Here is a 12,031-nt window from a genome sequence, read left to right as displayed (position 1 = left end):
ATGAAACGCCAGATCTTCGAAGCGGAGCACGAGACCTTCCGCGAGACCGTACGCACCTTCCTCGCCAAGGAGGTCGCCCCGCACTACGAGGGCTGGGAGAAGGACGGCATCGTCAGCCGCGAGGCCTGGCGGGCGGCCGGCCGGCAGGGGCTGCTGGGCCTCGCCGTCCCGGAGGAGTACGGGGGCGGCGGGAACAGCGACTTCCGGTACGCCGCCGTGATCGCCGAGGAGTTCACCCGGGCGGGTGCCGCCGGGCTCGCGATCGGCCTCCACAACGACATCATCGGGCCCTATCTGACCTCCCTGGCCACCGAGGAGCAGAGGGCCCGCTGGCTGCCCGGTTTCTGCACCGGGGAGACGATCACCGCCATCGCCATGACCGAGCCGGGGGCCGGTTCCGACCTCCAGGGCATCAAGACCAGCGCCGAGGACCGCGGCGACCACTGGCTGCTCAACGGCTCGAAGACCTTCATCTCCAACGGGATCCTCGCCGATCTGGTGATCGTGGTCGCCCGCACCACCCCCGAGGGCGGGGCGCACGGCCTGTCCCTGCTGGTCGTCGAGCGCGGCATGGCGGGCTTCGAACGGGGCCGCAACCTCGACAAGATCGGCCAGAAGGCGCAGGACACCGCCGAGCTGTTCTTCCAGGACGTACGCGTCCCCAAGGAGAACCTGCTCGGGGAACTCAACGGCGCCTTCGTCCACCTGATGACCAATCTGGCCCAGGAGCGGATGGGCATCGCGATGGCCGGGATAGCCGCCGCCGAGCACCTGCTGGAGATCACCACCCAGTACGTGAAGGAGCGGGAGGCCTTCGGCCGGCCGCTGGCCAAGCTCCAGCACATCCGCTTCGAGATCGCGGAGATGGCCACCGAATGCGCCGTCACCCGCACCTTCCTGGACCGCTGCATCGTGGACCACTCCAACGGCGAACTCGACCACGTGCACGCCTCGATGGCCAAGTGGTGGGCCACCGAACTGCAGAAGCGGGTCGCCGACCGCTGCCTCCAGCTGCACGGCGGCTACGGCTACATGACCGAATACCGGGTCGCCCGGGCCTTCACCGACGGCCGCATCCAGACCATCTACGGCGGAACCACCGAGATCATGAAAGAGATCATCGGCCGTTCCCTGCTTGGCTAACCTCCCCTCGAAAGGCTTGACCAGTGAGCAGCGAAGCTTACGTATACGACGCGATCCGCACCCCGCGGGGCCGCGGCAAGGCCAACGGCGCCCTGCACGGCACCAAGCCGATCGACCTGGTGGTGGGCCTCATCCGGGCGCTGCGGGAGCGCAACCCCGGCCTGGACCCCGGCACCATCGACGACATCGTCCTCGGCGTGGTCGGCCCGGTCGGCGACCAGGGCTCGGACATCGCCCGGATCGCGGCGATCGCCGCCGGGCTGCCGGACACCGTGGCGGGCGTGCAGGAGAACCGCTTCTGTGCCTCCGGCCTGGAGGCCGTCAACCTGGCCGCCGCCAAGGTCCGCTCCGGCTGGGAGGACCTGGTCCTGGCCGGCGGCGTCGAGTCCATGTCCCGGGTGCCGATGGCCTCCGACGGCGGGGCCTGGTTCAACGACCCGATGACCAACTGGGACGTCAACTTCGTCCCGCAGGGCATCGGCGCCGACCTGATCGCCACCATCGAGGGATTCTCCCGGCGCGATGTGGACGAGTACGCCGCCCTCTCCCAGGAGCGCGCCGCGACCGCCGTCAAGGAGGGCCGCTTCGCGCGCTCCGTGGTCCCGGTGACCGACCGCAACGGCCTGGTCGTCCTGGACCACGAGGAGTTCATCCGCCCGGGCACCACCGCCGACACCCTCGCCAAGCTGAAGCCCTCCTTCGCGGACATCGGCGAGCTCGGCGGCTTCGACGCCGTGGCCCTGCAGAAGTACCACTGGATCGAGAAGATCGACCACGTCCACCACGCGGGCAACTCCTCCGGCATCGTGGACGGCGCCTCGCTCGTCGCGATCGGCTCCCGCGAGGCGGGCGAGCGCAACGGCCTCGTGCCCCGCGCCCGGATCGTCTCGGCGGCCGTCTCCGGCTCCGAGCCCACCATCATGCTCACCGGCCCGGCCCCCGCCAGCCGCAAGGCCCTCGCCAAGGCCGGGCTGACCATCGACGACATCGACCTGATCGAGATCAACGAGGCCTTCGCCGGCGTCGTGCTGCGCTTCGTCAAGGACATGGGCACCACCCTCGACAAGGTCAACGTCAACGGCGGCGCCATCGCGCTCGGCCACCCGCTCGGCGCCACCGGCGCCATGATCCTCGGCACGATCGTGGACGAACTGGAGCGCCAGGACAAGCGCTACGGCCTCGTCACCCTGTGCGTCGGCGGCGGCATGGGCGTGGCCACCGTCGTCGAGCGGCTCTGAACAGCGTTCTGTATCCCCCAGACCTCCTCCCCGACACGGAAGCAGCGAGAAAAATGAGCGAGTCCACCACGATCCGCTGGGAACAGGACGAGACCGGCGTCGTCACCCTGGTCCTGGACGACCCCGACCAGTCCGCCAACACGATGAACCAGGCCTTCAAGGACTCCATCGCGGCCGTCGCCGACCGCGCCGAGGCCGAGAAGGACACCATCCGCGGCATCATCTACACCTCCGCCAAGAAGACCTTCTTCGCCGGCGGCGACCTCAAGGACATGATCCGGCTGCGTCCCGAGGACGCCCAGATCGCCTTCGACACCGGCACCGCCATCAAGGCCTCGCTGCGCCGGATCGAAACCCTCGGCAAGCCCGTGGTCGCCGCCATCAACGGCGCGGCCCTCGGCGGCGGTTACGAGATCTGCCTGGCCTCCCACCACCGGATCGCCCTGGACGCCCCCGGCTCCAAGATCGGCCTGCCCGAGGTCACCCTGGGCCTGCTCCCGGCCGGCGGCGGGGTCACCCGGACCGTCCGCCTCATGGGCATCGCCGACGCGCTGCTCAAGGTTCTGCTCCAGGGCACCCAGTACAACCCGCAGCGCGCCCTCGACAACGGCCTGGTCCACGAACTGGCCGCCACCCCCGAGGAGATGATGGCCAAGGCCCGCGCCTTCATCGACGCGAACCCGGAGTCGAAGCAGCCCTGGGACCAGCCCGGCTACCGGATCCCCGGCGGCACCCCCTCGAACCCCAAGTTCGCCGCCAACCTGCCGGCCTTCCCGGCCAACCTGAAGAAGCAGCTGAACGGCGCCCCGTACCCGGCCCCGCGCAACATCCTGGCCTGCGCCGTCGAGGGCTCCCAGGTGGACTTCGACACCGCGCTGACCATCGAGGCCCGCTATTTCACCGAGCTGGTCACCGGTCAGACCGCCAAGAACATGATCCAGGCGTTCTTCTTCGACCTGCAGGCCGTCAACGCGGGCCGCAGCCGTCCGCAGGGCATCCCGCCGCGCAAGGTCACCAAGGTCGCCGTCCTCGGCGCGGGCATGATGGGCGCCGGCATCGCCTACTCCTGCGCCAAGGCGGGCCTTGAGGTCGTCCTGAAGGACGTCAGCGCCGAGGCCGCCGCGCGCGGCAAGGCGTACTCCGAGAAGCTTCTGGACAAGGCCCTGGCCCGCGGGCGTACCACCGAGGCCAAGCGGGCCGAGCTGCTGGCCCGGATCACCCCCACCGCCGAGGCCGCCGACCTGGCCGGCTGTGACGCCGTCATCGAGGCCGTGTTCGAGGACACCTCCCTCAAGCACCGGGTCTTCCAGGAGATCCAGGACGTCATCGCGCCCGACGCACTGCTCTGCTCCAACACCTCCACCCTGCCCATCACCGGCCTGGCCGAAGGGGTGACGCGGCCCGCCGACTTCATCGGCCTGCACTTCTTCTCGCCGGTCGACAAGATGCCGCTGGTCGAGATCATCAAGGGCGAGCGCACCGGCGACGAGGCCATCGCCCGCGCCTTCGACCTGGTCCGGCAGATCGCCAAGACCCCCATCGTGGTCAACGACTCGCGCGGCTTCTTCACCTCCCGGGTCATCGGCCAGTTCATCAACGAGGGCGTGGCGATGGTCGGCGAGGGCATCGAGCCCGCCTCGATCGAGCAGGCCGCGGCCCAGGCCGGCTACCCGGCCAAGGTGCTCTCCCTGATGGACGAGCTGACCCTCACCCTCCCGCGCAAGATCCGCAACGAGTCCCGCAAGGCGGTCGAGGCCGAGGGCCGCACCTGGACCGAGCACCCGGCCGACCGGGTCATCGACCGGATGGTCGACGAGTTCGAGCGCCCCGGCCGCAGCGGCGGCGCCGGCTTCTACGAGTACGACGAGTCCGGCAAGCGCGCCCGTATCTGGCCGGGCCTGCGCGAGCACTTCGCCAAGCCCGGATACGAGATCCCCTTCGAGGACATGAAGGAGCGGATGCTCTTCGCCGAGGCTCTGGACACCGTCCGCTGCTTCGAGGAGGGCGTGCTGACCTCCGTCGCCGACGCCAACATCGGCTCCATCATGGGCATCGGCTTCCCGGCCTGGACCGGCGGCGTGATCCAGTACATCAACGGCTACGAGGGCGGCCTGCCCGGCTTCGTGGCCCGCGCCCGCGAACTGGCGGCCTCCTACGGCGAGCGCTTCACCCCGCCCGCCCTGCTGATCGAGAAGGCCGAACGCGGCGAGACCTTCGCGGACTGACGCGGACTGACAGGCCGGTCCGGAACCGGACAGTGCTGCCCGGCGGGGCGACCCCGCCGGGCAGCACTGCGTCACGCCTCGGGGGTGAACGCCGCCCGCAGCTCGTCCCGCAGCGACCGCTGGAAGGCGGTGACCAGGGCCTGCACCACCAGGGGCTGCATATGGGCGGAGAGCGCCTTCATCGACTCCACCCGCTCGGGGTCGTCCTCGCCCTCGGTGAACGGCCCCCACACCTCGTCCCGGAACAGCCGGGTCAGCTCCTGCGCCGTCGACCGCGCGTGGTCCATCAGCACCGTACGCGCCGCCAGGATCGTCTCGTGGGCGATCGGCACGTCGAGCAGGGCGACCCCGAGCCGCAGCAGACCCCGGTCCACCCGGAAGCCCTCGCCGGCCGCCGCCAGTACATTCATCGCCGTCAGCCGCTCGATGTCACCGTCCGACAGTGCCCTCCCGGCCCGCTGCTCCAGCTCCGCCCGGGAGGTCTGCTCCGCCGCGTCCGGAGCCCAGCTGGCCACCAGGGCACGGTGGATGGCCAGGTCGTGGGCGCTCAGATCGTCCGGCAGGGCGTCCAGGTAGCGCTCGATCGCCGACAGGGTCATGCCCTGGTGCTGGAGCTCCTCGATCAGTGCCAGCCGTGACAGGTGCTCCGGCCCGTACCGGCCCACCCGACGGGGTCCGATCACGGGAGGGGGCAAAAGCCCGCGCGTGCTGTAGAACCGTACGGTACGGACGGTGACACCGGCTCGCGCGGCGAGTTCGTCCACGGTGAGCGTGGGCTCCTGCGCCTGGGTGGTCATCGGCTGTGCCTCGCTCTCTGATCACTGCGCCTCAGGTTCAACAGTATTGCTGTCGCACCATCGATGTGAAACGGCCAGGAGCTGCCCATGACGACGACCCTGCGACTGCCCGCACCCGCCGAGGAGCTCACCCTCCCCGCCCTGCTCGCCCGCAACGCCGCCGAACACGCCGAACTGCCCGCGCTGTCCTGGCGGGAGGGCGACGGATGGTCGACCCTCACCTGGTCCGAGGTCCGCCGGAAGGTGGGTGTCCTCGCCTCCGGCTATGCCGCCCTCGGCGTGGAGCGCGGCGACCACGTCCTGATGATGATGGGCAACCGGCCCGAGCACTGGCTCACCGACCTCGCCCTGGTCCACCTCGGAGCGGTCCCGGTCACCGTGTACGGCACCTCCGCGCCCGAGCAGATCACCCATATCGCCCGGCACAGCCGAGCCCGCCTCGCCGTGGTCGAGGGGGCCCGCGAACTGGCCCGCTGGGAACCGCTGCTGGCCGACCCCGGCACCCCGCTGGAGCGGCTGGTCGTCGCCGAGGCGGCCGACGCGGGCAGCCACCGTACGTACGGGTCCCTGCACGCGAGCGGCGCCCGGGTGCACCGCTCCGAGGCCTTCGAGAAGGGCTGGCGGGAGACCCGGCCCGAGGACCCGCTCACCGTCGTCTACACCTCCGGCACCACCGGCGACCCCAAGGGCGTCCGGCTGACCCACCGCAACATCGTGCTGCAGGCGGTCCGGCTGGACCGTCAGGTGGAGCTGCCCGAGCACGCCGAGCACATCTGCTACCTGCCGTTCGCGCACATCGCCGAGCGGATCCTGGGCATCTACCTGCCGCTGCTGCGGGCCGCGCACGTCCGGCTGTGCGCCGACCCGGCCGCCGTCTCCACGGCCGTCCGCGAACTGCACCCGGTCCAGTTCTTCGGGGTCCCGCGGGTCTGGGAGAAGCTCGCCGCCTCCGTCCGGGCGGTCCTCGCACAGCTGCCCGAGGAGCAGCGGACCGCCATCGAGGCGGCCAACGACCTCGCCCGCGAGCGGGCCGGGCACCACGAGCGCGGGGAGGAGGTCCCGGCCGCGGTGGCGAAGGCGTACGCGCAGGCCAAGGAACGGGTGCTGGACCCGCTGCTCGGGCTGGCCGGGCTCGACCGGCTGGTGTGGACGGCCAGTGCCACCGCGCCGATGCCGATCGACGTGGTCCGCTTCTGGGCCGGCTGGGGCATCACGATCATGGATGCGTGGGGGCTCACCGAGACCTCCGGGGTCTGTACGGTCAACAGCCCGGACGCGTTCCGGCTGGGCTCGGTGGGCCGGCCCATCGAAGGTCTGGAACTGCGCATAGCGCCCGACGGCGAGATCCTCACCCGGGGCGCCACCGTGTTCGGCGGCTATCTGCGGCCCGACGGCACGGTGGAGAACGCCACGGACGCCGAGGGCTGGTTCCCCACCGGGGACATCGGACGCCTCGACGAGGACGGCTTCCTCTGGCTGACCGACCGGAAGAAGGAGCTCATCATCACCTCCACCGGCAAGAACGTCTCGCCGGCCCTGGTGGAGAACACCGTCAAGGAGCACCCGCTGATCGGCCAGGCCCTGGTGCACGGGGACGGCCGCTCCTACCTGGTCGCCCTGCTGGTCCTGGACGCCGAACTGGCCCCGATCTGGGCCGCCGCCCGCGGCATCGAGGACACCTCCCCGGCCGCCCTCGCCACACACCCGCTGGTCCTGGAGGAGGTTGCCCGCGCGGTCGACACGGCGAACGCCCGCCTCAACCGCACCGAACAGATCAAGAAGTACCGTCTCCTCGCCGAGGAATGGGGCCCGGAGACCGGAGAGCTGACCCCGTCCCTGAAGCTCCGCCGCCGCGTGGTCCGAGCCACCCACGCCGACCTCATCGCCGCCCTCTACGACCAGTCCTGACGCATCGTCCGCGCCGGGGCGGCCCCCGCTTCGGGCGCGGGCCGCCCCGGCGTGGTTTGCGTGGAGGGCTCCGCCAAGTGCCACAGAACAGTCTTATGGGCGTCAATCCACTCACATGGCCACCGGCTCCCGTCGCTCACCTTCGCGCGAGGTGCCCTGTATGTCCGGTGTGAACCAGGTGAGTTGACAACGTTTCAATTTCGGCCGGACGTAATCCGGTCAGAGTTCTTCCGGTGGAATGCGACATGTGAAATTTTACAGGCTCACATCAGTCGCCCGTGCATCCAGCACATGGCCACACGGCCCCGGAGGCCCCCACAGATGCACCCCTTCCGCATATCGAGGGCTCGTGCGAGCAGACTGCCCGCGATCGGCGCAGTCGCCTTCCTCGCCATAGGCCTGCTCGCACCGCAGAGCCAGGCCGCCACCGCCGGCACCACCGCCACCGCCACCGCCACCGCCACCGCCGGCGGATCCGCCGACTCGGCACCCCGGTCGATCCCCGTCCCCAGGTCGCCCGAGGCGCTGAAGAACGGCTCCCGCTTCCGTATCTCCGCGCAGGACAGCACCGAGGAATCGGCCACCCGTCCCGCGCCCTCCACCAAAGCCACCACGCCCGCCAGGACCGACAAGAAGGACAAGGCCGGCAAGGCGTCCTCGGCGATGGCCGCGGACCCGTGCGACCTCGGCGGCGTCCTCAACTCCACCGGGTCCGCGCTGGTCCAGGAGCTCAAGGCGCTGCCCTACATCACCTGTACCTACCCGCTCTTCGGCCTCACCGGCGAGAGCGCGCACCGCACCTTCCGCGAAGCCCAGATGGTGACCGTCGCCAACGCGCTGCGCGACGCCTCCGCCGCCTACCCGGGCAACAACAGCGGCTCCATCGGGCAGCTGGTGATGTTCCTGCGCGCCGGCTACTACGTGCAGGACTACAACTCCGCCGCCGTCGGCGACTACGGTCAGGCACTGGACAACGCCGCCCGCGGCGCCCTGGACGCCTTCTTCGCCTCCCCGCGCAGCAAGGACGTCACCGATGCCAACGGTGAGATCCACAACGAGGTCATCACCCTCATCGACAGCACCCACACGGCCGGCCGCTACGCCGGTGTCGTCAAGCGGATGCTCGCCGACTACGCCGGCTCCTGGCCGGCGCAGATGCAGCTCTCCATGCAGCACGTCGAGTGGGTCGTCGAGAACGGCTTCAAGGCCAAGGACGACGCCCGCGGCTGGCGCGCCGCCCTCAAGGCGGACCCCTCCATCCTCGACGCCTGGGCCGGGTTCATCACCCGCAACGGCGCGCAGCTCAACCGTCTGGACGTGGTCAGCAACGTCGGCCGCCACCTCGGTCACGCCCTCGATGTCCCCGAGCTGAAGGACCGGGTCCGGCCGCTGCTGAAGGACCTGATCAACCGCTACCCGAACGTCGGCCCCACCGCGCCGATCACCATGAACCTGGGCTGGTACACCCGCCAGTTCGACCGCGGCAACTGCGCCGCGTACGCGATCTGCGACCTGAAGACCCGGCTGCTCCCGGCGATCCTGCCGATCCAGCACCACTGCAACGACGGCCTGCGGATCAACGCCCAGGACATGTCGCCCGGCCAGCTGGCGAGCACCTGCACCAGCCTGATCGGCCAGGACGAGTACTTCCACCGCGTCATCGGTGACAACGGCCCCGTCCCCGGCGACGTGAACACCAACCTGGAGGTCGTCGTCTTCGACGACTACACGCAGTACGCGCTGTACGCCTGGGCCTTCTATGACATCGATGTCGACAACGGCGGCATGTACGAGGAGGGCAACCCGTCCCTCCCCGGCAACCAGGCCCGTTTCATCGCCCACGAGGCCCACTGGCTGCGCCCGGACTTCCAGATCTGGAACCTGAACCACGAGTACACGCACTACCTCGACGGCCGCTACAACATGGGCGGCGACTTCGAGGACAACATCACCACGCCGACCATCTGGTGGGTCGAGGGCATCGCCGAGAACATCTCGTTCGGCTACCGGGGCGAGCGCAACGCGGACGCGATCGCCGAGGCGCGCAAGCAGACGTACAAGCTCAGCGAGCTGTTCGACACGGTGTACGGCCAGGACGAGGACCCCGAGGTGAACTCCGCCCGGGTCTACCGCTGGGGCTTCCTCGCCGTCCGCTACATGCTCCAGGAGCACCGCGCCGACATCGAGACGGTACTCGGCAAGTACCGCGCCGGTGACTGGGACGGCGCCCGCACCTTCCTCAAGCAGACCATCGGCACCCGCTACGACGCCGGCTTCGCCACGTGGCTGACGACCACCTGCGCGACCGACGACTGCGGCCCGCTGCCGGAGGCGCAGGCCCCGTCCGCGCCGCTGTGCACCTTCGCCGACCCCCGGCAGTTCAGCGAGAACTGCCGCCGGGACAACCTCGCGGCGACCACCGGCAACTACAGCTACCACTTCGTGTACCTGCCGGCCGGCGTCAAGCAGCTGACCATCACCAGCAGCGGTGGCACCGGCAACGCCGACCTGTACTACGGCGGCGGCAGCTGGGCGACTACCGGCAGCCACCTGGCCAAGTCCACCAACGCCGGCAACGGCGAGAGGCTGACGATCGACAACCCGCCGTCCGGCTGGGTCTACTTCAGCCTCGCCGCCGCGCAGGGCTTCAGCGGCGTGACCCTGTCCACCCACACCAAGTGAGACACCCGCGGGGGCCGGTCCGAGCCGGCCCCCGCGGCCTGCACTTCCGGATGCCGGTCAGCGGCCGATGACCGGGTAGTGGTCGCTGAGGTTGGTGTAGGTGTAGGAGGTGCCCCAGCTGGAGACCGTCCAGGGCGCCGACTGCTCCTTCACCACGTCGTTGGTCCAGCCGGCCGGCCGCACGTGGCCCGCGCGGTGCAGCACGTAGTCCAGGTCCTCGCGCGGGTCGGTCGGGTAGCGGTCGGCCGCGATGGAGTTGTCCCGGGTGTCGAAGGAGTACGTGTGCCCGGTGCGCGCGTCCCGGCCGGCCAGGCCGGCGTCCGCGAGCATCGAGTTGTACTCGGGGGTGTGCGAGTCGACGTTCATGTCGCCCGCCACCATGACCTGCTCGTTCGCCGGGATGTTCTTGGCGTCGAGGAAGGCGTCGATGTTCTTGAACTGGCGGCTGCGCATCTGCGCCGCCTCGCCCGCCGAGCAGCCCGGGTCGGTGGACTGCGCGTGCGTGCCGACCACGTGCACCTTGGTGCCGTTCACGTTCAGGACCACGTAGGCGAAGCCCTTGTTCGACCACCAGTCGGCGCCGCACGCGTCCTTGTAGACGTACTGCTCCTTGCGCACGATCGGCCACTTGCTGAGGATCGTGACCCCGCCGTCCTCCGGGGTGGTCGCCGAGTACGCGCCGCCGGTGGCGTCCCAGCCGCTCTTGCTGCGGCCGACCACCGGGGTCTGGTGCGGGTACTGCGCCGCCGAGTTGGCCTTCAGCGCGTCGGAGGCGGCGTTGTCGAAGGCCTCCTGGATCACGACGACGTCGTGGCCCTTGTAGAAAGAGGTCTTCGGTATCTCGGCGGCGCGGTGGTCCTGGCCCCAGTTCGGGTACAGGGTCTTGCTGAAGAGGAACACGTTGTAGGTGAGGACGCTGAGCCGGGGGGTGGCGGTCTGCTCGGCGGCGGCCGGGGTTGCGGTGGCGGCCAGGGCGGCGGTGGCCACGGCCGCGACGGCCGTGGCGGCGGCCCGGTTGCGGAGGTGCTCGGTGAGGGGCATGCGGTCTCCATCATTCCTGTGGGGAAGATCGACCGCGCCATCAAAGCAGCCGCAGTTACCTCTGGGTAACACCCGTGCACCGGGAATCTTGACGGCCCGTGGCCATACTGGGAGGTGAGTGATCGACCCTGGGAGGGGACGTATGAGGAAGGACCCCGAGCCGCCGCCGCCCGGCGGAGTGCTCTGGACCATTTCCGGAGACATCCGGCAGCTGCTGATGCTGCCGCCTGCCTTCACCATGCAGGTCGCGCACCCCGCGATCGGTGCCGGAGTGGACCAGTACTCGGTGTTCCGCACCGACCCGTGGGGGCGCGGCGAGCGGTCGATCCGCTCCGTCCAGCTGTGGGTGTACGGCGGCGAGGCCGCGGTCGAGGAGGGCCGCCGGGTCCGTCGGCTGCACAAGGACATCCAGGGCACGGACACCCGCGGGCGCCGGTACCACTCCCTCGACCCCGCCTGCTACTCCTGGGTCCACGCCACCGGCTTCCCGGTCTACTCCCACGCCGCCCGCTACCTGTACCGGCCGTTCACCCCCGAGCAGCAGCGGCAGCTCTACCGCGAGTGGCTCCAGGTGGGCCGGATCCTCGGCCTGCACGACCGCGACATGCCGCAGACCATCGAAGAGTTCTGGCCCTACTACCGGCGGATGCTGGCCGAGGAGATCGAGCTGACCCAGGTGGCCCGGGAACTCCTCGCCACCGACCTGCCGCTGCCCCGCCCCGAGGGCGGACCGCTGCCGCTGCGGGTGCTGACCCGGCTCGCCTGGCCGCTGCTGCGCAGCCTCTTCCTGCGCTTCCGGGCCTTCGCCACCGTCGGCTACATGCCGCCCGACGCCCGGGCCGCCCTCGGCCTGGAGTGGACCCCGGCCCAGGAGCGCCGGCTCCGGCGGTTCAGTGCCCTCGTACGGAACCTCGTACCGCTGCTGCCGGAACGGTGGCGGTACCTCCCGGTGGCCCGGCAGGCCCGGGCCCGGTGGCGGGCCGCCGGGAGGTGACCG

Annotated in this window: 8 protein-coding genes; 6 read left to right on the top strand and 2 right to left on the bottom strand. The window is 70.3% G+C overall.

The window, feature by feature from the left end:
• Genes DEJ50_RS05285 through DEJ50_RS05275 form a run of 3 tightly spaced genes read left to right on the top strand, consistent with a single transcriptional unit; the run spans window position 1 to window position 4,606 of the window.
• Window positions 1-1,143, top strand: a complete 1,143-nt coding sequence (locus DEJ50_RS05285) for an acyl-CoA dehydrogenase family protein (RefSeq protein ID WP_150206383.1) — start codon at window positions 1-3, stop codon at window positions 1,141-1,143.
• A gap of 23 nt (window positions 1,144-1,166) precedes the next feature.
• Window positions 1,167-2,381 (top strand): acetyl-CoA C-acetyltransferase, encoded by a 1,215-nt coding sequence (locus tag DEJ50_RS05280; RefSeq protein WP_150206381.1) that lies wholly within the window; start codon window positions 1,167-1,169, stop codon window positions 2,379-2,381.
• A gap of 53 nt (window positions 2,382-2,434) precedes the next feature.
• The gene (locus DEJ50_RS05275; RefSeq protein WP_150206380.1) at window positions 2,435-4,606 is read left to right on the top strand and encodes a 3-hydroxyacyl-CoA dehydrogenase NAD-binding domain-containing protein; all 2,172 of its coding nucleotides are present in this window, start codon (window positions 2,435-2,437) and stop codon (window positions 4,604-4,606) included.
• Between the two features lie 71 nt (window positions 4,607-4,677).
• On the opposite strand, the gene DEJ50_RS05270 is transcribed toward DEJ50_RS05275, so the two are convergent.
• Window positions 4,678-5,403 carry a MerR family transcriptional regulator gene (locus DEJ50_RS05270; protein WP_150206378.1) on the bottom strand — a complete coding sequence of 242 codons (726 nt, stop codon included), beginning with the start codon at window positions 5,401-5,403 and terminating at the stop codon, window positions 4,678-4,680.
• Window positions 5,404-5,490: 87 nt separating this feature from the next.
• Here DEJ50_RS05270 and DEJ50_RS05265 point away from each other — a divergent pair, with 87 nt between their 5' ends.
• Both DEJ50_RS05265 and DEJ50_RS05260 read left to right on the top strand, forming a co-directional pair.
• On the top strand, window positions 5,491-7,311 hold the full coding sequence (locus DEJ50_RS05265; protein WP_150206376.1) for an AMP-dependent synthetase/ligase: 1,821 nt from the start codon (window positions 5,491-5,493) through the stop codon (window positions 7,309-7,311).
• Between the two features lie 321 nt (window positions 7,312-7,632).
• Window positions 7,633-9,993 carry a M9 family metallopeptidase gene (locus tag DEJ50_RS05260; RefSeq protein ID WP_223837608.1) on the top strand — a complete coding sequence of 787 codons (2,361 nt, stop codon included), beginning with the start codon at window positions 7,633-7,635 and terminating at the stop codon, window positions 9,991-9,993.
• A gap of 57 nt (window positions 9,994-10,050) precedes the next feature.
• On the opposite strand, the gene sph is transcribed toward DEJ50_RS05260, so the two are convergent.
• Complete coding sequence (sph, locus tag DEJ50_RS05255; protein WP_150206372.1) at window positions 10,051-11,034, bottom strand: sphingomyelin phosphodiesterase; 984 nt, start codon at window positions 11,032-11,034, stop codon at window positions 10,051-10,053.
• 142 nt (window positions 11,035-11,176) lie between these two features.
• Between sph and DEJ50_RS05250 the strand changes: the two genes are divergently transcribed.
• A complete protein-coding gene (locus DEJ50_RS05250; protein WP_150206369.1) occupies window positions 11,177-12,028 on the top strand; it encodes an oxygenase MpaB family protein in 852 nt (283 codons plus the stop codon).
• The last annotated feature ends 3 nt before the right edge of the window (window positions 12,029-12,031 follow it).

This window comes from Streptomyces venezuelae (assembly GCF_008642295.1).
In the GTDB taxonomy this organism is placed as follows: domain Bacteria; phylum Actinomycetota; class Actinomycetes; order Streptomycetales; family Streptomycetaceae; genus Streptomyces; species Streptomyces venezuelae_C.
This window is presented reverse-complemented; position numbering and strand designations above follow the sequence as displayed.